Here is a 21,116-nt window from a genome sequence, read left to right on the forward strand (position 1 = left end):
TGGGCCTATATCCTCTCACAAAATTTCTGAGGCTCAAAACGTGTCGGTGGGTCGCTATATATGGGATATCAAACTGACACAGAGCAGGCGTGTATCCACCCCGCACCCCGATTTCCGTAGGGACCCATACCGAACCTAATCTTGGTAGGTGGGGTGATTACTACTGAACATATCGACTCTAAGCCTGCTGTGACGACGCTCAATTAGTTTCTGAGCAGAGTAAGTGGTTTTGGTCATACGGACCTTCAAATCGATTCAGCGCCGTCTCAGAGGCTATGAGAGATAGGCGCGTTTACCTTGCGCAAAGGCGGTGGCTGTCCTTGGGCCTCCCGAGCGGTGGCTGTGTTGATAACTACTGAGCATATCGACTCTCCAAAGATGTGCAACCCCATCTAATTCGCTCATATTTGGCGCACAGTAGATTCTTTGAGAATGCAAGGGGTTTGCATCGTCTTAGTTTGTCCCCCACCTTCAGCGTCCATACAGAGCGTCTGAGAGGATAGCCACCTATTTGGAATAGTTCATGTTGATATATTGAAAACTATATCCCCGTCGCTCTGCTGTCACTGCTGGCGAGAAATACGGGGGGAGCGCTCCGGTATTACCAACGTATAGTAGTAACCCAAGTGGCTATGTATTATTTACACTGTAGTAGAACAGCAGTACTCACCCACCTATAATATATACATGTTGTTAATAATAACCGCCCAATGATATGCGCACACGTAATGCCCGCAAGGAAATCCGACTCCCGTCTTGCGATTAGCAATGCCGTCGAACTGTGGCCCGCGTCGTGCCACACTGCATGGGTAGATTTCCGTGCCTATTGCTGTGGAATAATGCCCAATGTTTGCAGAGTTAACAGCCACATACTACCGATAGCACCGACGTACTGCCTAAAACGTCGCTACAATTAGCAATAGGTGAACTACACGTCGCGGGTGTCTCTGGTGGCGAGCAGGCTCATCGATTCGGCCCCGGTCGCCCGCCGGAGGATGCGCGTTGCGCGCCCCCGAGAGAGGCCAGCCGTGGTTAGCGCTCGTGTATCCGCCGACTCGATTGCCTCGATGGCCCGCTCGACGCCCAGCTCCTCGGTGAGCAGTTCGGACGTCTTCGGGCCGATGCCCCAGTACTCCTCCAGTCGCATGCACGGGTGGAGAACGGCGGCCCGCTTAGGCGTTTTCAGTCGTCGGACTCGTCGTCGATACTGAATCGCTCGTGCAGCGGCCCCGGCTCTCCGCGGGCTTGCCGGTCAGCCCGTCGGGCGGCGCGACGCGCGATGAGCGCGCCCAGTGCCGCCGGAATCGCCAGACCGAGCGACACGAGCGCAGTCTGCTCGGAGACGACTGATGGGCCATTCGACAGGAAGACCTCATATCCCACTACGACCACGACGACGGCTACACCGGCGACGACGAGGTACAGCCCGCGGGCCAGCACCTCGCTGGGATTGCGAAGCCGAGAGAGATATGCGGCCGGGACGAGCCAGCCGGCCAGCAGGACGCCGACGGCCACGGGAAGCGAGAGATCGCCGACGAGGATGACGACCGCGTACAGCACGAGCGGCGCAATGGCGATTCCGAGCGAGAGGCCAGTGAGCGTGACTGCCCACGTCGGTGCACCCGAGTCCATCGACTCAAGCGTCTCGGTCAGGCGCTCGTCGAGCATCTCGGTCTGTTCGTCGGTGAGCAGCGTCGCGTCACAGTGTGGGCAGGTCATCGCGGTGGGTTCCAGTGACTCATCACACTCTGGACAGGTGGGAGCCGACGCGTCACGCCACTCGGTCATGCTCCCCTTTGTGCCCCGAGTGGTTTGAGTGACCCGGATAGTGTCAAAAGCACAGAACTTGGTCGTTAGATGCTATGATACTAAGCCACAGCATTGCACGACCAGTGGAGTAGAATGCGCTGTCTTTGCGGTGTGTTTCCTGGCCGTGGCTGTCAGGTAGATGAGGGAAAGAAATAATCCAGTACAGTCCAACCAAAGCATATGGGGGGCGTTGACATTCTACATGTCGATGACGATAAGGGGCTTGCTAGCCTGACTGCCGACCTCCTCGAACGCAATGACAGTCGGTTCAACGTGGAGACTGCTGCAAGCGCGACAGAGGGGCTACAGCTACTCGACGATTTCTCCCCTGACTGCATCGTTTCCGACTTTGAGATGCCCGGTATCGACGGACTTGAATTTTTACAAGCCGTCCGGGCGGAACACTCCAAACTCCCGTTCATTCTGTTTACTGGCCGAGGAAGCGAAGAGATCGCAAGCGATGCGATCTCTGCTGGCGCAACTGACTACCTACAGAAACAATCCGGAACTGATCAGTACGAACTACTGGCCAACCGTATTAACAACGCTGTCACCCGGTATCACTCGGAAAAACAGCTACGCGAGACCAAAGAGGAGTATGCCGCTGTTTTCGAGAACGCGTGGAACGGACTCCTGCTTGTTGATGTCGAGCAAGACGGGTTTCGCTTCCGTCGGTGTAACTCACGGGTTCAGGAGTTTACCGGACTTGCAGAGTCAGAACTTATCGATAAGACCCCACAGGAGGCACTCGGCGACGAGAATGCCAGAGCGGTCGCCGGCGCGTATCGGAAATGCGTCGACATGCGGGAAACAATTTCATATACGGTGACCCTTACTCATCCGGTCGGCGAAGTCGTCCATGAAGTCAATACCACGCCGATTATCAGAGACGGTGAGGTCGAGCAACTCGTCGTCGCGTTTACCGACATCACCGAACGGTACGCCCGTGAGCAGGAGTTACGCGAGGAGCGGGCGGTCATTCAACAAGCGCTCGACACGCTCGATGAGCCACTGTTCGTTACAGATACTCATGGCACCCTCAAACACTGTAACCGCCGCGCACTCGAGGCTACTGGCCACACCGAACAGACAGTCGTTGGAACGGCGATCAGTGGCTTGTTTCCTGACGACGAGCGGGAGATGATTACTGACGCGGTTGACAACGCACTCCGTACTGGCCGAACGACTGTCACGGCCAGCCTTCGACTCGACAGCGGTCAGCGACAGCCATACAAGTTCCGCGTCCACTCTCTGACTGATCTGGATAACAACATAGCGGGGCTGGTCATACTCGGTCAGGATGCCCCTGGCACCTGATCGATTGGGCAACTGTCGCAGATACCAGTCGGTATCGACGGCTCTATGTGCTGACGGGCCGCCACGCGCAGGCGCCCGTGTCCGTCGATACGCAATTTCTTCGCCCCGTATCGCCCTGAACTTTATACTATATGACGGTTGAATTGCACACTACCAATGAAAGACGTGCTTTCCAGAATCGGCATCGGGTCTGCTACGGTGGACACGGTCTTGCCGACAGATTCCGTCAGAGCCGGTGAGTCCGTCCGTGCAGAAGTTCACGTTGAGGGCGGCTCGACGGACCAGGATATCGACGCGATCTACTTCGCGCTGGAAACTGAGTACAGATCCGACGAGGGGTACAAGGACGCCATCATCGACCAGTGGCAACTCACCGAGCCGTTCACCATCGAGGCGGGTGAGGAACGTCGCTTCGAGACGACCGTCCATATTCCCCGGGTGACGCCTGTAACGACACGCTCGACGGCCGTCGAAATCGAGACCGGACTCGATATCTCGATGGCGGTCGACCCCGGTGACGAGGATTACATCGAGGTCGAACCGACACACCGCACGCAGGCAGTGTTCGACGCGCTTGATTCGCTTGGCTTCTCGCTCCATGCCTCTGCCTGTGAGGCCACAGCCGGGAGTCTGTTTACCACCTCGACGAACTTCGTTCAGGAGTTCGAGTTCCGGCCACAGCGCGGCGAGTTCGCGGAGCAGGTCGACGAGGTGGAAGTCGTCCCGGTGTTCGACGACAGCCATCTCACGGTGTATCTGGAGGTCGACCGCAGCGCCGGACTGCTCTCGGAGATGACCGACGCCGACGAGCGACACACGAAACTCACGATAGAAGCGCCTGAGCCTGCTGCTATCGAGCCGCGACTCGCGGAAGCGATCCGGGAATTGAGCTAGGCTGCTGGCGTACGCTGGCCCTCAACCCCAGAACGACTGGGTCCGCGCGTACTCTCGCTCCTGCCGAAGGATGTCCCGGTAAAACTCGTCTTCGTCCTCACGCAGATGATTGATGATGCGGGCGGCGTTGTGTGGCCCGACGCCGCGGGCGGCAAGTGCGACTACCGCCCGCTTCCCGTGGCTCTGGACCAGCGAGGCCGAGCGGTAGGCCCGCTCGGTCATCTTCTCCTGCTCGTCGTCCTTGTCGTCGGTCCGGACGGCCGAAACGACCTCCTCTGCCCAGGGATTCAGCGCGGCGATACGGGTGGACCCACACTGCGGACACGACGGCTGCTCCCGCACGCGCTTGACCTGCTGTTTGCGGTCCCACTCCTTGCAGTGCAGACACGCGAGGATGACGCGGTCACTCTGGATGCGCTCCTTGACGGTTTTGATGACGCTCGCGTCGGCGTTCTCCGGTGAGAGGAGTTCCCGCCCGGAGGAACTGCCGCCAGTCCCGATTGGCGTGTGTTCGCCCACCGTTTCCAGCGCCACGTCGCCGCGCCGGATATCCCGGAGGAGGTCGGCTGTCGCTTCGATAGCGAGGTCCTCGTGGCGCACCTCGCGCAGGGCTTCGTCGTACATCGGCGTGTCCTCCAGCGCGGCCAGCAGGCGGTCACGGCCGAAGTCAGTCGACCCCCGGCCCCGCCAGCGCTTGAGCGAGCCGAACTTCGTCGCCACCTGCGCGAGCTTGAACTTCAGCGCGTCGGCGTTTTTCAGGCTGAGTTCGATAAGCGCCGGGAGGTGGTCGGGGTCGGTGTCCTCGATGACTTCGATGACGTCGCCGGCGGTGATTCGTCGCGGGACTTCCAGCGTAATCCGGTAGGGGTCGACCTCCATCGCGACTGATTCGCCCGCTCGCTGGCCGAGCAGCGCCGAGAGGATCCGTCCCAGCGTCTCGTTGATTTTGTGCCCATAGCAGGCATTGATGATAACTTCCCGGCCGTGGAACTCCACCAGAATGGTCGTGTCGTCCGGAATCGGGCCCTCGTGTTTCTCGACCTGCGAGAGGCCGTCCGCGACGGTTTCCGGGCCGGCGGCATAGCGAGTCGCTACGTCTCTGGCGACGGCGTCAGTCTCGGCCCCATCCTGTAACTGCCGACCGGCCACGCGGCGGAGTTCACCGACCTCCGCAGCGACGGCCCTCGGAACGGGAATCTCCTGACCGACCCACGATGGCACCTCACCGGCGGGGTCCTCGATGGGCGAGACGGTCACGCTCTCCTCCTCCTCGTCGATGTTCGTGATGCGCCACATCTCCCCGCGCTGGACGAACACCTCGCCGGGCGTGGCGAAGTTGACGACGAACTTCTCATCGAGGGTCCCGACCTGCTGGCCCGAGGCTACGTCTTCCACGTCGTAGGTGGCCTCGTCAGGGATCATCGAGAGGTTCTGATAGAAGTACTGCCAGGTCCCGCGGCGTTTCTCTAAGGTGTCCCGGTCCTCGTCGAGCCAGATGACGTTGTTCGCTGCGAGTTCTTCGACGACCTGCTTGAACTGGGCCTCGCCGAGATCACGGAACGGGTACGCGCGGGTCAGTATCTCGTAGGCCCGCATCGCCCGGATTTCGCCGGTGTCCATCACTAGCCCGGTGACCTGGTTAGCAACGGTATCGAGGCTGCCATCGTGTATTTCGGCCGGTTCAACGTCGCCAGCTTCGGCCTGTCTCGCAATCGCCAGCGCCTCCAGCGTGTCGTCGGTGTCGGTGGTGACAACCGTGCCCGAGGAGACGAGGTCACGCCGGTGGCCGGCCCGGCCGACCCGCTGGACGAGACGGGACACCTGCCGGGGACTGCCGTACTGGACGACGTGATCGACGTGGCCCACGTCGATGCCCAGTTCCATCGAGGAGGTACACAGCAGGGCGTCGAGGTCGCCGGCCTTGAACCGGTCCTCCACGTCGATACGGGCCTCCTTCGAGAGCGAGCCGTGGTGGACGCCGAGATCGGTTCCCAACTCTTTGAACCGCGAGCCCAGCGCCTCGGCTGTCTGTCGGGTGTTGACAAACAGCAAGACGGACTCGTGGTCATCGATGAGGTCCGCGATGTAGCGGACGTGACTGGCCGTTCCAGCGTCGGTGACGAGCGTGCTCGACAGTTCTTCGTCACGGTCGGTAATCTGGGGCCGGACCACCTCGATGTCCAGTCGACTGCCGATGTCCACTTCCACGATGGCACACGTCCGGCCGCCGGTGAGAAACCGGCCGACCTCGTGTGGGTCGCCGACAGTCGCCGAGAGTCCGATGCGCTGGAACTGCCCGGACAGCTCTCGGAGCCGTTCGAGTCCGATGGTCAGCTGCGCGCCGCGCTTGGCCGCGGCGAGTTCGTGCACCTCATCGATGACGATATGTTCGACATCTGCCAGCGCAGTCCGGAGCTTCGACCCGGTAAGCATCGCCTGGAGCGTCTCGGGCGTAGTTACGAGCACGTCCGGCGGGTCGTCGGCCTGCTTCTGGCGCTGGTAGTCCGTCGTGTCGCCGTGGCGAACATCCACTTCGAGGCCGAGCGTTTCGCCCCACCAATCCAGACGCTGGCGCATGTCGCGGTTAAGAGCCCGAAGCGGCGTGATATACAGCGCGCCGATGCCGAATCGGTCTTCGGATTCGGCCAGTGCATCGAAGACCGGCAACATCGCCGTCTCCGTCTTCCCGGTACCGGTCGGTGCGACCACCAGCGCGTCCCGCCCGTCAGCCAGGGTCGGAATTGCTTTTCGCTGTGGGTCGGTCGGCGTCGTGAAGCCGCGCTCTGAGAGCGCACTGCGGACGGCTGGACCGAGTGCGGTAAAGGCGTCATCGCCGCGAGCGACCCCGTCAGTCATCGCCCCTTTCTAGCGACTACACCGGGTTAAACACGTTGTGTCACATCGTCTCGTCCGCTGTCGGTAACCGAAGGACTGCGGGCGTTGCAGGGGAATGGCGGGTACAGCCTTATGTCGTTGCACAGAGACATGTGAAACCATGACTGACGCCTGTGCAACTGCGACCGGTGATGGCCCGTGAACACGCTCGATGAAATCGAACGAGCGGTGAAGGATACGGCGCATTACGTCAGCGGGAACCTGGCGAACTACGCCAACAGAGCTGCCGGCGAGAACCCGAGCGGGGAGCAACAGGTCGGTGGCGACGTGTGGGCCGACGACCTGTTTTTCGACGCGCTCGCACACATCGACGGTATCGGCGCGTACGCGAGCGAGGAGCGCAGCGACGTGGTCGACTGCGGCGAGGGCTACAGTATCGCTATCGACCCGCTCGATGGCTCCTCGAACCTCGCCTCGAACAACTCTGTGGGGACGATAATTGGGGTCTACGACGCCGAACTGCCGGCGAGCGGGCGCTCGATGGTCGCCTCACTGATGGTGCTGTACGGCCCGTACACGACGCTAACTATCGCCCGGTCCGACCGCGATGTCGTCCAGGAGCACCTCCTCCGGGACGGGCACAGCGAGCGCTGGGGCCAGTTCGAACTGCCGGCGGAGGCGACAGTTGTCGGTCTCGCGGGCAAGACCGGTGAGCGCACCGACGAGTTCAACGCCATCGCGCAGTCCTTCGAGCGGGACCTGAAGCTCCGCTACGGTGGGGCGACTGTCGCCGATCTGGCGCAGGTCCTCGAGTACGGCGGACTGTTCGGCTATCCGGCGACGACGGGGTATCCGGACGGTAAACTCCGGGTCCACTTCGAATCGGCCCCGCTCGCATATCTCGTCGAAGCGGCCGGCGGCGCTTCCAGCGATGGGTCGCAGTCGTTACTCGCCGTTGAACCGGATGGTATCCACGACCGGACGCCGACGTTCCTCGGCAACACCGAACTTGTCGACGAACTCGAAGCGGCGCTCTCGGAAACATAGGCGGGTACAGAACGCTGGCTCAGACCTGTCGGTAGGCCCCCAACCGCGTGCCATCGAGGAGGAACGCCTCGGCGTCGGCCAGCCCCTCGGGCAGGAACGGAGCGAGGAACTCCTGCCCGTCGACGTTGACCCACGTCCCGCCGGAGCGGTCGTTAAACGCTGGGAAGACAACGACATCAGGCGCGGCATCGACCGGCTGGCCGAACTGCTCGGCAAAGGGGTCGGCCACTAGCGAGCCGCGGAGCCAGGCGCGCTCCTTCTGTGTGCCGCCGACGCTGTCTTCGAGTCGGACGACGGGGTGTTCGTGGCCGACACAGACGACGTCGGCTTCGAGTACGTTCGGCGCAGGCCAGGTGTGGCCGTGGGCGAACCCGACCGAACCAACGCGGGTGCCATGTCCCGGCGTCACTTCCACGTCGGCATCAAAGGCGGCCAGAGTGGACTCCAGCCCGCCGTCGTGATTTCCTTTCACCAGCGTTACGGGTACATCGAGGGCGGCGAACAGAGCTTCGAGCTCCTCCCGTTCGTCATCGAACGGGTCGCCGATAGCGTGGCCCAGATCGCCGACGACCACGAGCCGGTCGGCGCGGGCGCGGTCCAGACACGTCAGCAACCGCTCCCGACGGTCCGCGGCGGCCGACTTGAGTTCGACGCCCTCGTATCTGAGCCCCGCTTCGATGCCAGCGTGGTAATCAGCCACCGCCAGCAACCGCTCTCCGTCGGTATCGACTGTGGCCGCTGGAACGTCAGGAAGCGGTTCGACGCGCATCGCTCCTGTGTTAGCTGTCGGGCGAAAAAAGCACCGCGGCTCGATCCCAGAGCGCTCCCGGAACCGGCTATGAGCCGTCGTTCGGTTATATTGGCTTGAGCTTGCCGTCCTCGGGCTCGTAGCAGCGACCGCCCATCAGCGCGTCCTGGATGGCGTCTTCGACGGCGTCAGCGTCCGTGCCGTAGCGGCCCGCGACCGTCGAGCGGAGTTCTTCGCGGTCGGCCCCGCTGCCGTCGTCGAGTTCGTCCATGACTTCCATAGCGGCGTCTTCGAGGTCCACATCCTCTGTGGCGTCCTCGCTTGCGGAGTCGCCGGCAGTGGTCTCGTCGGCCACCGCGTCGGTCGCAGTCTCGGGGGTTTCGGCGGGAGCGTCGCTGGTGGCGGCGTCGGCGGCGTCTGCGGGTGCCCCTTCTTCGGCCGCATCGGCCAGTTCCTCGGGGTCCGGCGTCTCGATGTCGGCCTCGCCGGGCTCGTCGACCTCGGTCCCGCTCTGGAAGTCCGTGCCGTACTCCTGTTCTATCTCCTCGCGCTCGTCCTCGTCCAGTTCGAACTCGGTGTCGAAGTCGCCGAGGTCCTCGTCCGCCCCGGGTTCCGACGACGATTCAGGCTCGTCCTCCACCGTCGAATCGGCGTCGGTCGCCGGCTCGCTCGGTGCCGGAGATCCGTTCACGGACTCACTCGGTGTGGGCGTCGTGGGCGCGTCCTCACCCGCGGAGTCGCCGGCGGTCGTCTCGTCGGGTCCGGCGTCGGTCGCTGTCTCGGGTGTTTCGGCGGGTGCGTCGCTCGTAGCCGCGTCGGCGTCCGGTTCGGGCGATTCGTCGCCGGCCGGGGCCCCGGCCGACTCTGGGGCCGGCTCGGCGTCGGCGGCGTCTGCGGGCGCACCGCTCTCGGCCGCGTCGGCCTCGTCGGCCGTCGATGATTCGATATCTGACGCTTCGGCCGTCTGTGCGCTCGGCCCGGTCGCTTCCCCGTCGTCAGTCGCTGCCTCCGATGGCGACCCCGATTCGGCCGTCGCGGCGATGTCTTCGTCAGTCGTCTCCGGGGTGGAAGGGTAAGTACCGAGGTCGAGGGAGGCAAGCAGCGGAATCGGGTCGTCAGTCCCGTCGCCCGGTGACAGCGACAGCCCCTCCGCCTCGTCCGTGTCACCGGCGACGACGCGGGCGGCGTCGAGCGCCGTCGTCCGGAGCGCGTCGAGGTAGTCGCCGGTTGTGCCGTAGTGGTCCAGCGCGAGCGTGATGCCGGCCGCGGCGCTCTCGTCGATGCCCTGGTCCAGCAGCGCGAGTCTGAGTTCGTCGCCGGTCAGGCCGGCCTGCTTCGCGCTGGCCAGCTGGCCGATGCGCGAGACGGTCTGCTCGGCAGCCTGCACGACCCAGCGGTCCCGCGTGTCCCCGTCGACCTCGCTGATACTCTCGGGCCGAACCGAGGTGAACACCCGGTCGCTGTCGTCGGGCTGGAAGGTCCGGGCCTTCCCCGTGACGGCGACGAACATCGGCGGGTCGGCGGCTTCGAGGAAGGCCAGTTCGTCGGGCTGGTACTGGCCGGCGTAGACGACGAAGGGGCCGGTCGGGTCCACGACACGGGCGCGCAACACGTCGTCGTTGACCTGTTCGAGCTCGGTGAGGACGCCGACGAGGAACAGGCGGTTGACCCGCGCGCCGGTCGGCGTGACGACGTAGTTCGGCGCGCGCTCCTCGTCGGATTCAGAATACGAGAAGTCGGCGTCGTCGAACTCCGCGGCGAACAGTCGATGGGCGACTTCACGGCGGCCGGGGCCGCTGTCTCCGGATTCGCTCATGACTCCGCCTCCTGTAGCAGGGTCCGCGCACGCGTCGCCGGGTCGTCGTCGGCCTCGGCGAACGTCGATGCGGTGAGGTTCGCGCCGTACTCGTCGACCGACAGCGACCCGCGGACGACGAACTCGTGGCCGACGATGCGGTCGGCGATGCGGTCGGCGACGACCTCCTTGTCCATCGCGTCCCGGGCGTGCTCGCGTGCGTCGTCGAGGTCGCCCCCGTACACCCTGGCGGTCAGTTCGTCGTCCAGCACTGCGGTGACGGTGGCGGTCCCGTCGTCGAGAATCGCCTTCGTCCGCAGGTCGTCCTCGCCCTCAACCGCGCCGTGGGAGCGACACTGCCCGTTCTGGATGACACGGCCACACTCCGGACAACGCTCGATGAGGCCTGAGCCGTCCCGCACCTCGATGACGTTGCCGGCCAGTTCCACGTCGAACAGGCCGCCGCTCTCGACGGCCTCGCGGATGGACAGCCGCGGGGCGTCTTCGGCTACCTCGACCGTGCGGTCCAGCGCGGTCACGGTCGAGAACTCCGAGACGTTCACCGACGGCGCGCCGCGGAACTCGCGGACGAACGTCTCTTCGAGGCGTACGGACGCCCCTTCCTCGATCTCCGCGTGGGGTTCCCAGTCAGTAAAGGGGAGCCGGCCGCTCTCGTCGCCGAGGACGCCGCTGAGAATCGTCGTCTCGCCGTCGCGGCCGTCGATGACCTTCTGCTCGCACTCCAGCACCTGCACCTCCACAGTGATGCCGCGGTCGCCCGGCGCGAGGTCCTGTAGGGCGGCGCGGCCGCCGACCTCGTAGTCGATGTCCAGCGTCTCGTCGACGACCTCGGGGTCGGTGCTGTCGCCGAGGTTCAGCTCGGGCTGGCCGTCCCACTCCCGGACGCCGGCGTTGCCGAGCCGGACGGTCTGGCCGGGCTGGAGGTCGCCCGAGAAGCCGTCCCAGGCGGTGTAGGATATCTTCCCCGTCTCGTCGGCGAGTTCGCCCTCGCGGATGACGTGCTGTTCCCCGTTGTACTGGATGGACCGGCGACCCGACGTGAGCACCACGGCGGTGACTGTCACGTTCGAGTCGTCGGTCGAAACCTCGTTGATGGCCTTGCTCGACGGCGCGCTGTCGCCGCCTGAGCCGCCATCACCGTACTTCCGTCTGAGGCTCTGTTTGGCCTCGTCCATCGGGACGGAGTAGTTCACGAGGTTTTTCAGGTCGCGTGTGACCTCCTCTTTGTCAACACCGAGGTCGGAGGCGAGCTCCTCGGCATGGTCTTCGAGAGACATCGACTGACGGTTCGACGGGAGCACTCAAAAGCGTTTTCGGCCAGCCTTTGCGGGCATGGCCGTCGACACCTGTTTGAAATCGCCCAAAATTCTTATTTGTGATACTGCAATCTCTCAGTGTATGCTCTCTGACCGAGTTAGTGTGTTTCAGACGGCCGAAGGTCCCGTTACCGAATCTGTCAAGCTAACCGGGCAGGAAAATATCGGAGCTGATACTGGGCGCGGATATCGGGGGGCCTGACTATGGGAAGTCTGTTCGGGTCGAAACCATCCGAGGCCCACGTCATCTGGCGGAGCGCTCGGAACAACGGTGGCACGAAGAAGTTCGATTTCGAGTATCTGGAACTGTGGGCCGCACATTTCGGCGTCGACTTCGAGCAGTGGACCCGCGTCGATTACGATCGCGGTGACGAGCCCCGCGAGCAGTTCGCCTGCGTGTTCCGCTGGGCGAAAAGCGGCGGACAAGAACTCTCCGTCGGCGACGAGGAGTGGACGATGGGCACCCAGCGCAAGCCGCGGACGTTCCTTGAAATCGACGAGGAAGGGATGGTCAGACTCCGGGGCTGGACCAGCGAGACGACGCTTGATGCCGACGAACTGGTTCTGAACAAGACGGTGCTAAAACTGAAAACCGCGGACGGGAGGGTGCGGAAACTCGATGTCCGGAAGCTCTCGAAGCGCCCCGAGACGACCTCCACCTGAGCGTAACCCAAAAGCCGTTTGACGTGTCACCGGCACGAACGAGTATGCACGTCGTCGTCAACGCCGCGATGAGTGTCGACGGGAAGCTCTCTTCCCGCCGCCGCGAACAAATCGCTATCTCCGGACCGGAGGATTTCGACCGGGTCGACCAGCTCCGAGCCGACAGCGACGCCGTGATGGTCGGTGTCGGCACGATTCTCGCCGACGACCCCTCACTGACTATCGATGACCCCGACCGCCGCGCCGCCCGGACTGACCGCGGCGAGCCGGAAAACCCCGCACGCGTCGTCGCTGACTCCCGCATCCGAACGCCACCGGACGCCACGGTACTGGACGACCGCGCCCAGACCTACCTCCTCGTCAGCGAAGCCGCGCCGCCGGACTTCGTTGAGGAGATGGAAGACGCCGGGGCGTACGTCATCGCTGCCGGCCAGGACCGGGTCGACCTCACGACGACGCTCGCGAAGCTGGAAGGCGACGGCATCGACCAGCTCATGGTCGAAGGTGGCGGCGAACTCATCTTCGGCCTGCTAGAGGAGGCGCTGGTCGACGACCTGTTCGTCTACATCGGTCCGAAGGTCATCGGCGGCCGGGACGCGCCGACGCTGTCCGACGGCGACGGCTTCATCGAGGACTTCCCGGAGCCGGAACTGGCCGACGTCGACCGGGTTGACGACGGCGTGGTGTTGCACTGGACGTTTTAGGAACTCGGCCGTCGGAAATCAGTGGTCGTGGCCGGTCAGCTCGGCGAAGGACTGTCCGAACCGCTCCTCGAACAGCTCGCTGGTCTCCGCTTCGAGCGCGACGATCTGTTCGTCCGGCTCGCCCTGAGCGTGGTGGACGGCGCTGTGAATCCGCTGGGTCATGCCGAACATCGCGATGTCGCCGACGACCTGCGGGTCCGTCTCCTCGGGCGATTCCCGGAGGATGTCCACGAGTTCGCTCGGGACTGTGAGTTCGTCGGTCTCCTCGCCGTCGTCGATAGTCAGCGTGACAGTGTCGGTTGCCATGCCACCGACTCAGGGGGCTATCCTAAAGGGTCTGTGGATGTAGCGACGACAGCGAAACAGAACCGCTAGTCGTCGGCTTCTGCCGCAGCCTCGGACTCCGCCTCGGCGGCGGCCTCGGCCCGGGATTCGAGGTACTCGTCGGCGTCGATGGCGGCCTTACAGCCCATCCCGGCGGCGGTGACGGCCTGCTGGTAGTGGTAGTCGACCACGTCGCCGGCACCGAAGATACCGTCCACGTCGGTCGCGGTCTGGTCGCCGCCGGTGCCGCCGTGGGTCTGGATGTAGCCAGTGTCGTCCAGTTCGACGCCGGTGTCTTCGAGATAGTCGGTGTTCGGCGTATGGCCGATAGCGATGAAGACCGCACCCACGTCGAAGTCGAAGCTCTCGGTCCCGTCGTCGTCGAGCTTCTCGCTGGGATGGCCCTCGTCGTTCTGTGCGAGGGTGACGTGGTCGACCCCGTCCTCGGGGGAGCCGTGCATCTCCAGCAGTTCGGTGTTCCGCATGATCTCGATTTCGCCCTCGTCGACCTTCTGCTGAACGCGGTCGATCCAGTAGTCCTCGGCGCGGAACTCCTCGCGGCGGTGCGCGATGTAGACGGTGTCGGCGAACTTCGTAAGGAAGTGGGCCTCCTCCATGGCTGCGTCGCCGCCGCCGACGACGAGCATGTCCTCGCCGCGGAAGAACGCGCCGTCACAGGTCGCACACGTCGAGACGCCATAGCCCATCAGCTCGTCCTCGCCGGGGACGCCCAGCGTGCGGGCGCTGGCCCCGGAAGCGGCGATGAACGCGTCGCAGGTGTAGACATCGCCGTTCGACAGTTCCACGCGGAACGGCCGTTCGCTGTCGTCGATGTCGGCGACGATACCGTGTTCGAGTTCAGCGCCGAAGCGCTGGGCCTGTTCTTTCATGTTATTGATGAGGTCCGGACCGGAGAGGCCCTCCGGGAAGCCGGGGAAGTTCTCGACTTCGCTGGTCAGCGTGAGCTGCCCGCCGGGTTCGTCGCCTTCCAGAACGAGTGGGTCATTGTTGCTTCTGGCGGCGTAGATAGCCGCTGTCAGTCCCGCTGCGCCCGTTCCAGCGACGATGAGTCGTCGGTGTTCGACCGATTCTGTCATTAGCCAAGTTAGACTACCAGGCCGTATTTAGCTTGTGTTGTCGTGCGCCGAACTCGAACCGTGACGACACGCTTAGGCCGCTGCCGCCGCTCGCTGGGGGTATGGCCGCCGACCTCGAAGAGAAAACCGACCGGTACGAGGGACTGCTTGCCGAAGCACTTGACGCGGCATCAGTCGCTCCTCCAGATGGAACGCCGATGCACGACGCCGCTCTGGAGTGCGAGGAGATGGCGTCGTCGTATCTTGAAGATGGGCGTCACTTTAGAGACGACGACGACCTCGTGAACGCGCTGGCGTCATTTTCGTACGGGCACGCGTGGCTGGACGCGGGCGCACGTATCGGGCTCTTTGACGTCCCGACCGAAGGACATCTGTTTACGGTCTGAAACTATGGTCTAATTTGGGTCTCAGTTCGGCAATCGGTTAAGTGTCAACAGTCCTCCGAATCTCCCGGGTCACATCATGAAACAGACCAGGCGCAGTGTCCTGCGGAGTATCGGTGCCGGAACAGCAGTCGCAGTCGGGTGCGTCGGTGCCGCGAGCGCCGCACCGCCGAGAGACGGCGAGACAATTGCCGACATTGCCTCGAATGACGACCGATTCACGATCTTGGTTGAGGCACTGGGCGAAGCAGGCCTTGTGGCGACACTCGACGGAAACAGACAACTGACCGTGTTTGCGCCCACTAATACGGCGTTCGAAAACTTGCTGCGCGTCTTAGGTATTAGCAAGGACGAACTCTTGGAACGAGACGACCTCGCCGAAATCCTCACGTACCACGTGGCACCGGGTCGTCGCGACGCCGAGTCGGTCACTACCTCCGATCAGGTGCCGACACTCAACGGAGCGAAAATAGATGTGGACGGGACCGTCCTCAACAGCGGCCAGGCCACCATCGTCGACACGAACATCGAAGCCTCAAACGGGTACATTCACGCCATCAACGGCGACAACGTCGATGGCACTGGTGTCTTGCTTCCATAGCCCGGCGCACACCACAGTTTGCGTGGGTATGACAGCAAACCAGAACGGCCATCCTCCGACGACCACCTCCTTTTTGTCCAGCCGGGTCGACCCGGGTCCCGCTGCGTCCGCTGATGCATAGCCGCCCTGGTTTCGGTCGTAGGCAGCTATCATGGAGTTGGCCAGAGGATATACGTGTGCCCGGAGAGTTGAGTCCGCTGATGGAGGGTGTCCTCTGGTATGTTCTTTCAGGGACCCGTGGGGGGCCAAACAGAGCCCGTATCCTCAAGGCCCTCAAGCGACGGCCCCGGAATGCTAACCAACTCGCGGCGGACCTCGACCTCGACTACAAAACTGTCCGGCATCACCTCGACGTGTTGTTGGACAATGGCGTTGTCGACAACACCGGCGGCGACTACGGGTCCGTCTACACGCTGACGGACAGGACTGAACAGTACTGGGACACCATCGAAGAAATCATTGCGGAGATAGAGTGACAATGGCTGAAATCGAGCATGGAGTTTTACCACGAGCCGGCATAGGAGGGGACAGATGGCAGTCTGGATGACCGCGGCAAGTGTCGCGTCTGCGCTCAACGTCGTGGTGCTGCTTGCGTTGCTATCTGTCTGGGCCCGCAACTACCTGTCGGTGGGCTCGAAACACGCACTCGGACTGACGGTTTTCGGGTTCCTGTTACTCGCCGAGAACTGCCTGTCCGTCTACTACTACGTGCTTGACCCAGAGGTCGCCGTGTTGTTACGAAACGCCGCCCCTGTCGCCGGCCGCGCGATGACGTTTGTCGCGATACTGGAACTGGGTGGGCTGCTGTTTCTGGCGTGGATCTCACTCGATTGAGCGGTCGCAGCGATACTTCCCAAACAGGATGTCACCGTCATTGCTGTACGTATCTGGAATGTATATGCAACTAAAATGTGGTGACTGGTAACATCGTTCTTTACACCTCATCACCCCTCCACGATGTGCGGAACCACACTGTGACTCCCACTGGCCCGATAATTTCGGGGCCCATTCGCTGTCTCCGACTGAATCGGGGTGACTGTAGCAGCAAGGCGGCGGTTGTTCTGCAGTACACCGACAGAGTCACACGATGTTGCGGCCCCCCGATTTGTGCGCTACACACGGGAGTCGGAGACGACCGCCAAAATTATATACCCTTACAGTGAGCCATGGTGAACCCTATCATGCCGTTGTATTGCGGTTCGAGCGAAAAATCGGCGAAAGGTTTATATACTTTACGAACTAACTATAGGGTAAGACAGTTCCCCAACCAATATTAAAATTTCTGCACCCGGCAGAACAGGACTCCCAATCATGAGTGAATCAACAACGCGGACAAACACACGAGAGCGAGACGAGAAAATAACCGAACCGACGGAACAGGAGGCTGTAGAGACCTGTCCCGAATGTAGTGGCAACGTCGTTACCGACGCCGAGCATGGTGAAACAGTCTGTGAAGACTGTGGACTGGTCATCGAAGAGGACGAGATTGACCGCGGCCCGGAATGGCGTGCATTCAATTCCGCCGAGAAGGACCGCAAGTCCCGCGTCGGCGCGCCGACGACAAACATGATGCACGACAAGGGCCTCTCGACGAACATCGGCTGGCAGAACAAGGACGCCTACGGGCGCTCCCTCTCCAGCGAGCAGCGCCAGAAGATGCAGCGGCTCCGGACCTGGAACGAGCGGTTCCGGACCCGCGACTCCAAGGAGCGTAACCTCAAGCAGGCGCTTGGCGAAATCGACCGCATGGCCTCTGCGCTGGGCCTGCCCCAGAACGTCCGTGAGACGGCCAGCGTCATCTATCGCCGCGCACTCGGTGACGACCTGCTCCCGGGCCGTTCCATCGAGGGCGTCGCCACGTCCGCCCTGTACGCGGCTGCCCGCATGGCTGGCAACCCCCGGTCGCTCGACGAGATGGCCCGCGTCTCCCGCGTCGAAAAGATGGAGCTCACACGGACCTACCGCTATATCGTCCGGGAACTCAGCCTCGAAGTCCAGCCCGCTGACCCGGAACACTACCTCCCGCGGTTCATCTCCGACCTTGACCTCAGCGAGGAGACTCAGCGACAGGCCCGCGACCTCGTCGAAGGCGCTCGTCAGTCCGGGATGCTCTCCGGCAAGTCGCCGGTCGGCATCGCCGCTGCAGCCGTCTACGCCGCCGCGTTGCTGACAAACGAGAAAGTCACGCAGAGTCAGGTCAGCGACGTCGCTGACATCTCCGAAGTGACAATCCGAAACCGGTACAAGGAACTCCTCGAAGCCGAGGACCTCCCGGCCTGACGCCCGGGTGAAGGCAGACTTATGGGGAGACGCCAAGGCTTTTAATCATCGGGTATGTGTGTGAGTAACATACATGGAAGAAGCGTACGTCCGATTGCTCTGTCCCGAGTGTAAGAAAGACTGGGAGTCGACGCCGACAGATTTGCCGCGACACGACACGACGTTCCACTGTCCGAACTGTCACGCGAGCCATCGGCTCGCTGTTTTCACCCGCACCGAAAACGACTTACAGACGCTGAAAGGGCTGCAGTAACTACTCGCTTGTTGCCGAGCGTGCGCCGCATGCCTCACAGCGGAGCAACAGCGCACCCTGTTCCCGTTCCAGTTGCGTGTCCGGCAGTCCACACTCCGAGCAGAGCACGAACTCCTCGACGTACTCGTCGATGGACGCCTCGATACGGTCGGCGTCGAACTCGCCGGTCAACCGCGCCCGCCCGCTCTCGTCGATGTGGCCACTCGTCCCGAGGTCGTTCTGCAGGAACTTCATCACGTGGTCGTCCTCGCGTCCGAGTCGGGAACACGTCGACTGGAAGTTCTCGTAGACGGTGACGTTCCCCTCCTGTCGGACATCCGGGTCCGGGACCTCGAACCGTTCACCTGTGCCGTCGATATCAGGCGTTTCCTCCATCGCCCGGTCGAGCATATCGTCGTATTCCATACTCCAACGTCACAGAGCAGCCACCAAAAACTTTTCAGCCAGTGGTCGTCCGCTATCGCCAGGCTGTAAGTGTACAGGTCTCGTCCGCTACCATCGAAATCCAGGTGTCATCGTGGGCAATATCGGCGATGACGAACCGCTGCTGACCGTCGACATCGTCGACAGCACACATCACATCAGACGCAGTTCCCGACCGATGGGTGGGACGTTCAACCTCGTAAGACACAATTGTTCATCTAGGATGTGCGGTAATGAATGTGTCGTACTCGTTTCGTCTTTTGATACTCTGAAATCCGACCGTATACGCAAGAAAACGACTTACGTCTTGCCATTACCGTTGTGAGTATCAAGGCCGATTCAACAATCGTCGATGCCAACGGCCGGAGACAGCCGCGCTGAATCGCCGTGCGGGGTCCCAGATACGTCAGGGCGCGAGCCGGTTCTTGCGTCCCTTCATCTCCCGTTCGTAGTACTCGAAGGTCTTGGGACACCAGTCGGCCGCCAGGTCGAGCATCTCCTCGGTCATCTCCCGGATTTCCCACTGTGCGTCTGCCGCCGCTCGCATATCCGCGACGTGCATCAGCATCCGGGCGTTCATCGACATCACAATGTTCACCCTGGTGCCAATCGGCAGCACGAACCGGGCGTCCTCCGGCGGCATTCCGAGTTCGAGCAGTTCCTGATACGACTCGACCGCCTGCTCGATGGTGTCTTTGAATACCTCCGTGCGCTTCTCGAACTCCTCGTCGGAGACGCTCGCTTTCTGTTGGTTCCGGCCGATCCAGTCCGGGTCTGTCGCGGACGGCGGTGTCACGACCAGTTCGCCCTCGCGGACGGCTTCTGGGTCCACGTCGTCGAAGGAGACGTACCGCATCGACTGCACGTCGAAGGAGACGTGGCGGTGGCGGGTGATCTGTGCCATACAGGAGCGGGAGACGCCTTCGACGGCGAAGGTGGCCTGCGCGTGTTCGAAGGGGCCGAAGTGGCCGTGGTCGAGCAGATGCCCGATGAGCGTCTCCTTTTTGTCGTCAAGTGTGTCGCCGTCGACCTCGGCCATCGTCGCTTCGAACGACTGGCTGCCGACGGAGGTGTCGCTGTAGTCGTTGCGTGCTGCCTTGCAGATGAGATCCTCGGGGTCGTCCGTCGCTTCGAGCAGCTTTACGTCCATATCGGGTGGGTGTCCCGGAGCGGCAAAATACTTCCTTCCCGGGCCGGCAGGGCGTTCGGACCTCCCGCGGATGACTCCGAACTCAGATATCCTGCCAGTCTGTCGGCTCGCCGGCGAGGCCAAGCACGCGGGCCTCTCGGCCGCCGCCCTCCGCGTCGCGCACGTCGATCATCCCGTCGAACGCCTGCTTGATTACCTGCAGGGTCTGGTCGTCGTGGGCGCCCGAGTCGATGGTGAACACGCCGATGTAGCCCGCGGAATCCAGCCGCGAGGACAGCACGTGACAGAACTTGAAGACAGTCTTCTTGTCCGTGTAGGTCAGCATCGTCGACAGCGAGACGAGGGCCAGCCGGCCCTGCTCGTTACCGGCGTTGTGCAGCCCCTCCAGCGCCTTCGTGATGCCGATACCGATGCCGGTGAGGTCCCCGGGCGAAGAGACGTGGTGCGCGTGGGCGTTGCCGATTACCTCCTCGTCCGTGCCACCCTCGCCGCGACAGTCGATGACACCGAGCTGGGAGTCGTCGAGGTCGGGAACGAGCGACCGGAACTCCTCGACGACGCTGCCTGCGCCGTCACCGGTCGTCACGACCACCGCGCCGTCCCCCTCGCGTAGACCGTCGGCAAGAATATCGTATGCAAGCCGGTCCTTCCCGCTCATTGCCGGGCCGGAGATCAGGATGCTGGACCCTGGCCGGACCTCACTGAGCGCATCGAACTCTAGTACTGAGGTGAGATCATACATTGTTTGTCGCTCAGTTGTCTTCATCGTTGCTCAGTCCGCGAAGCGTCGCGATGAAATCGGAGTCGTCTTCGATGCCACCGAGTGTGTCCGAGAGATCGTCTCGCATCTCCGCGACTCTCTGGGTCAGTTCGTCGTACTGGTCGCTCTCCGCCAGCTCTGCGCTCGATTTCGTCGCTTCGAGCGTTGCCTGCTTCTCGACGAGTGCGTAGTACTCCTGTAGCAGGGAGTCGTACTCGGAGCGGTCCAGCAGATTGTCGACCGTTTCGTGGAGCTGTTCGCTCCGGATCGGCTTCGAGAGATATGCATCAAAGCCCATCTCCAGAATGTCGAAGTCCGGCTCGACGGCGGTGACCATCGCCACCCGACAGCCCAGATTACGCTCTCGAATGCGTTCCAGCACTTCGTCCCCGGAGAGTCCGGGCATCATCCGGTCGAGCAAGACGACGTCGACATCCGCGTCTAGTTCCTCCAGACCCTCGTCGCCGTTCTGTGCCATGCGGACCTCGTACTCCTGTTGGAGCCACAGTTTGTACGTCTCGGCAACGTCTGGTTCGTCTTCGACGATAAGCACTACAGGTAGGTCCGAATCTGACATGATGTTCTACTATCCCCCGTTTGCATATCCACGTACATAGCCCTGTGGGTGCGGGCGTGCAGCGCGTCTCGACCGGTGACAGAACGACACCCACATCCGGCATGACGGCAAATAGGCGG

General features: G+C 62.5%; 23 protein-coding genes and 1 pseudogene. 11 read left to right on the top strand and 13 right to left on the bottom strand.

The window, feature by feature from the left end; translation table 11 throughout:
- Positions 1–931: 931 nt before the first annotated feature.
- Together D3D01_RS10575 and D3D01_RS10580 are read right to left on the bottom strand one after the other, a co-directional pair.
- Positions 932–1,147 (bottom strand): annotated as a pseudogene (locus D3D01_RS10575) (DNA mismatch repair protein); the annotation flags it as partial.
- A 35-nt stretch (positions 1,148–1,182) separates the two neighbouring features.
- Positions 1,183–1,788 (bottom strand): zinc ribbon domain-containing protein, encoded by a 606-nt coding sequence (locus D3D01_RS10580; protein ID WP_101350238.1) that lies wholly within the window; start codon positions 1,786–1,788, stop codon positions 1,183–1,185.
- A 201-nt stretch (positions 1,789–1,989) separates the two neighbouring features.
- Between D3D01_RS10580 and D3D01_RS10585 the strand changes: the two genes are divergently transcribed.
- Entirely contained in the window at positions 1,990–3,126 is a 1,137-nt protein-coding gene (locus tag D3D01_RS10585; protein ID WP_121512167.1) for a PAS domain-containing protein, read from the top strand.
- Positions 3,127–3,282: 156 nt separating this feature from the next.
- Positions 3,283–4,020, top strand: a complete 738-nt coding sequence (locus tag D3D01_RS10590; RefSeq protein WP_121512168.1) for a sporulation protein — start codon at positions 3,283–3,285, stop codon at positions 4,018–4,020.
- A gap of 21 nt (positions 4,021–4,041) precedes the next feature.
- Here the strand turns inward: D3D01_RS10590 and D3D01_RS10595 are convergent, their stop codons facing one another.
- Complete coding sequence (locus D3D01_RS10595; RefSeq protein WP_121512169.1) at positions 4,042–6,876, bottom strand: DEAD/DEAH box helicase; 2,835 nt, start codon at positions 6,874–6,876, stop codon at positions 4,042–4,044.
- Between the two features lie 177 nt (positions 6,877–7,053).
- Here D3D01_RS10595 and D3D01_RS10600 point away from each other — a divergent pair, with 177 nt between their 5' ends.
- Positions 7,054–7,902 carry a class 1 fructose-bisphosphatase gene (locus tag D3D01_RS10600; protein WP_121512170.1) on the top strand — a complete coding sequence of 283 codons (849 nt, stop codon included), beginning with the start codon at positions 7,054–7,056 and terminating at the stop codon, positions 7,900–7,902.
- A gap of 19 nt (positions 7,903–7,921) precedes the next feature.
- Here D3D01_RS10600 and D3D01_RS10605 read toward each other — a convergent pair whose 3' ends face one another.
- The 3 genes from D3D01_RS10605 to D3D01_RS10615 form a co-directional block, all read right to left on the bottom strand.
- Positions 7,922–8,671 (bottom strand): metallophosphoesterase, encoded by a 750-nt coding sequence (locus tag D3D01_RS10605; protein WP_121512171.1) that lies wholly within the window; start codon positions 8,669–8,671, stop codon positions 7,922–7,924.
- A gap of 85 nt (positions 8,672–8,756) precedes the next feature.
- Positions 8,757–10,466, bottom strand: a complete 1,710-nt coding sequence (locus tag D3D01_RS10610; RefSeq protein ID WP_121512172.1) for a hypothetical protein — start codon at positions 10,464–10,466, stop codon at positions 8,757–8,759.
- Positions 10,463–11,743 (bottom strand): Single-stranded DNA binding protein, encoded by a 1,281-nt coding sequence (locus tag D3D01_RS10615; protein ID WP_121512173.1) that lies wholly within the window; start codon positions 11,741–11,743, stop codon positions 10,463–10,465. The genes D3D01_RS10610 and D3D01_RS10615 overlap by 4 nt, the downstream gene beginning before the upstream one ends.
- 243 nt (positions 11,744–11,986) lie before the next feature.
- Here D3D01_RS10615 and D3D01_RS10620 point away from each other — a divergent pair, with 243 nt between their 5' ends.
- Both D3D01_RS10620 and D3D01_RS10625 read left to right on the top strand, forming a co-directional pair.
- A complete protein-coding gene (locus D3D01_RS10620) occupies positions 11,987–12,445 on the top strand; it encodes a hypothetical protein (protein WP_121512174.1) in 459 nt (152 codons plus the stop codon).
- Between the two features lie 44 nt (positions 12,446–12,489).
- Positions 12,490–13,149 carry a 2,5-diamino-6-(ribosylamino)-4(3H)-pyrimidinone 5'-phosphate reductase gene (locus tag D3D01_RS10625; RefSeq protein ID WP_121512175.1) on the top strand — a complete coding sequence of 220 codons (660 nt, stop codon included), beginning with the start codon at positions 12,490–12,492 and terminating at the stop codon, positions 13,147–13,149.
- Between the two features lie 18 nt (positions 13,150–13,167).
- Here D3D01_RS10625 and D3D01_RS10630 read toward each other — a convergent pair whose 3' ends face one another.
- Together D3D01_RS10630 and D3D01_RS10635 are read right to left on the bottom strand one after the other, a co-directional pair.
- A complete protein-coding gene (locus D3D01_RS10630) occupies positions 13,168–13,455 on the bottom strand; it encodes a hypothetical protein (protein ID WP_101350228.1) in 288 nt (95 codons plus the stop codon).
- A gap of 65 nt (positions 13,456–13,520) precedes the next feature.
- On the bottom strand, positions 13,521–14,570 hold the full coding sequence (locus D3D01_RS10635; RefSeq protein ID WP_101350227.1) for an NAD(P)/FAD-dependent oxidoreductase: 1,050 nt from the start codon (positions 14,568–14,570) through the stop codon (positions 13,521–13,523).
- Between the two features lie 101 nt (positions 14,571–14,671).
- Between D3D01_RS10635 and D3D01_RS10640 the strand changes: the two genes are divergently transcribed.
- The 6 genes from D3D01_RS10640 (at position 14,672) to D3D01_RS10665 (ending at position 18,087) form a co-directional block, all read left to right on the top strand.
- Positions 14,672–14,956, top strand: coding sequence for a DUF357 domain-containing protein (locus D3D01_RS10640; protein ID WP_101350226.1), 285 nt, complete (start codon positions 14,672–14,674; stop codon positions 14,954–14,956).
- A gap of 76 nt (positions 14,957–15,032) precedes the next feature.
- Positions 15,033–15,554, top strand: coding sequence for a fasciclin domain-containing protein (locus tag D3D01_RS10645; protein WP_121512176.1), 522 nt, complete (start codon positions 15,033–15,035; stop codon positions 15,552–15,554).
- 200 nt (positions 15,555–15,754) lie between these two features.
- Positions 15,755–16,030, top strand: a complete 276-nt coding sequence (locus D3D01_RS10650) for a winged helix-turn-helix domain-containing protein (RefSeq protein WP_121512177.1) — start codon at positions 15,755–15,757, stop codon at positions 16,028–16,030.
- A 55-nt stretch (positions 16,031–16,085) separates the two neighbouring features.
- Positions 16,086–16,388 (top strand): hypothetical protein, encoded by a 303-nt coding sequence (locus tag D3D01_RS10655; RefSeq protein WP_101350224.1) that lies wholly within the window; start codon positions 16,086–16,088, stop codon positions 16,386–16,388.
- Between the two features lie 477 nt (positions 16,389–16,865).
- Positions 16,866–17,834, top strand: coding sequence for a transcription initiation factor IIB family protein (locus tag D3D01_RS10660; RefSeq protein ID WP_101350223.1), 969 nt, complete (start codon positions 16,866–16,868; stop codon positions 17,832–17,834).
- Positions 17,835–17,907: 73 nt separating this feature from the next.
- Positions 17,908–18,087 carry a hypothetical protein gene (locus tag D3D01_RS10665; protein WP_004515550.1) on the top strand — a complete coding sequence of 60 codons (180 nt, stop codon included), beginning with the start codon at positions 17,908–17,910 and terminating at the stop codon, positions 18,085–18,087.
- Here D3D01_RS10665 and D3D01_RS10670 read toward each other — a convergent pair whose 3' ends face one another.
- From D3D01_RS10670 to D3D01_RS10685, 5 genes are all read right to left on the bottom strand, one after another.
- Positions 18,088–18,492 (bottom strand): translation initiation factor IF-2 subunit beta, encoded by a 405-nt coding sequence (locus D3D01_RS10670; RefSeq protein WP_101350222.1) that lies wholly within the window; start codon positions 18,490–18,492, stop codon positions 18,088–18,090.
- Between the two features lie 52 nt (positions 18,493–18,544).
- Positions 18,545–18,718 carry a hypothetical protein gene (locus D3D01_RS23690; RefSeq protein WP_158600454.1) on the bottom strand — a complete coding sequence of 58 codons (174 nt, stop codon included), beginning with the start codon at positions 18,716–18,718 and terminating at the stop codon, positions 18,545–18,547.
- 198 nt (positions 18,719–18,916) lie between these two features.
- Positions 18,917–19,660: an FAD-dependent thymidylate synthase gene (thyX, locus tag D3D01_RS10675; protein ID WP_101350221.1), complete on the bottom strand. Its 744-nt coding sequence runs from the start codon at positions 19,658–19,660 to the stop codon at positions 18,917–18,919.
- Between the two features lie 82 nt (positions 19,661–19,742).
- Positions 19,743–20,402: an ATPase domain-containing protein gene (locus D3D01_RS10680; RefSeq protein ID WP_121512308.1), complete on the bottom strand. Its 660-nt coding sequence runs from the start codon at positions 20,400–20,402 to the stop codon at positions 19,743–19,745.
- Positions 20,403–20,412: 10 nt separating this feature from the next.
- Positions 20,413–20,997: a response regulator transcription factor gene (locus D3D01_RS10685; RefSeq protein WP_121512178.1), complete on the bottom strand. Its 585-nt coding sequence runs from the start codon at positions 20,995–20,997 to the stop codon at positions 20,413–20,415.
- Positions 20,998–21,116: the final 119 nt, after the last annotated feature.

Origin of the sequence: Haloarcula sp. Atlit-7R (genome assembly GCF_003666065.1) — an archaeon.
Lineage (GTDB): Archaea > Halobacteriota > Halobacteria > Halobacteriales > Haloarculaceae > Haloarcula > Haloarcula taiwanensis.

What these genes read in the sequence shown, in the direction of transcription:
- D3D01_RS10580 (WP_101350238.1), bottom strand. Translation starts at nt 1,788, where the DNA reads ATGACCGAGTGGCGTGACGCGTCGGCTCCCACCTGTCCAGAGTGTGAT.
- D3D01_RS10595 (WP_121512169.1), bottom strand. Translation starts at nt 6,876, where the DNA reads ATGACTGACGGGGTCGCTCGCGGCGATGACGCCTTTACCGCACTCGGT.
- D3D01_RS10650 (WP_121512177.1), top strand. Translation starts at nt 15,755, where the DNA reads ATGGAGGGTGTCCTCTGGTATGTTCTTTCAGGGACCCGTGGGGGGCCA.
- D3D01_RS10585 (WP_121512167.1), top strand. Translation starts at nt 1,990, where the DNA reads ATGGGGGGCGTTGACATTCTACATGTCGATGACGATAAGGGGCTTGCT.
- thyX (WP_101350221.1), bottom strand. Translation starts at nt 19,660, where the DNA reads ATGGACGTAAAGCTGCTCGAAGCGACGGACGACCCCGAGGATCTCATC.
- D3D01_RS10635 (WP_101350227.1), bottom strand. Translation starts at nt 14,570, where the DNA reads ATGACAGAATCGGTCGAACACCGACGACTCATCGTCGCTGGAACGGGC.
- D3D01_RS10645 (WP_121512176.1), top strand. Translation starts at nt 15,033, where the DNA reads ATGAAACAGACCAGGCGCAGTGTCCTGCGGAGTATCGGTGCCGGAACA.
- D3D01_RS10660 (WP_101350223.1), top strand. Translation starts at nt 16,866, where the DNA reads ATGAGTGAATCAACAACGCGGACAAACACACGAGAGCGAGACGAGAAA.
- D3D01_RS10655 (WP_101350224.1), top strand. Translation starts at nt 16,086, where the DNA reads ATGGCAGTCTGGATGACCGCGGCAAGTGTCGCGTCTGCGCTCAACGTC.
- D3D01_RS10665 (WP_004515550.1), top strand. Translation starts at nt 17,908, where the DNA reads ATGGAAGAAGCGTACGTCCGATTGCTCTGTCCCGAGTGTAAGAAAGAC.
- D3D01_RS10610 (WP_121512172.1), bottom strand. Translation starts at nt 10,466, where the DNA reads ATGAGCGAATCCGGAGACAGCGGCCCCGGCCGCCGTGAAGTCGCCCAT.
- D3D01_RS10685 (WP_121512178.1), bottom strand. Translation starts at nt 20,997, where the DNA reads ATGTCAGATTCGGACCTACCTGTAGTGCTTATCGTCGAAGACGAACCA.
- D3D01_RS10640 (WP_101350226.1), top strand. Translation starts at nt 14,672, where the DNA reads ATGGCCGCCGACCTCGAAGAGAAAACCGACCGGTACGAGGGACTGCTT.
- D3D01_RS10630 (WP_101350228.1), bottom strand. Translation starts at nt 13,455, where the DNA reads ATGGCAACCGACACTGTCACGCTGACTATCGACGACGGCGAGGAGACC.
- D3D01_RS10670 (WP_101350222.1), bottom strand. Translation starts at nt 18,492, where the DNA reads ATGGAATACGACGATATGCTCGACCGGGCGATGGAGGAAACGCCTGAT.
- D3D01_RS10625 (WP_121512175.1), top strand. Translation starts at nt 12,490, where the DNA reads ATGCACGTCGTCGTCAACGCCGCGATGAGTGTCGACGGGAAGCTCTCT.
- D3D01_RS10605 (WP_121512171.1), bottom strand. Translation starts at nt 8,671, where the DNA reads ATGCGCGTCGAACCGCTTCCTGACGTTCCAGCGGCCACAGTCGATACC.
- D3D01_RS10615 (WP_121512173.1), bottom strand. Translation starts at nt 11,743, where the DNA reads ATGTCTCTCGAAGACCATGCCGAGGAGCTCGCCTCCGACCTCGGTGTT.
- D3D01_RS10590 (WP_121512168.1), top strand. Translation starts at nt 3,283, where the DNA reads ATGAAAGACGTGCTTTCCAGAATCGGCATCGGGTCTGCTACGGTGGAC.
- D3D01_RS10620 (WP_121512174.1), top strand. Translation starts at nt 11,987, where the DNA reads ATGGGAAGTCTGTTCGGGTCGAAACCATCCGAGGCCCACGTCATCTGG.
- D3D01_RS10680 (WP_121512308.1), bottom strand. Translation starts at nt 20,402, where the DNA reads ATGTATGATCTCACCTCAGTACTAGAGTTCGATGCGCTCAGTGAGGTC.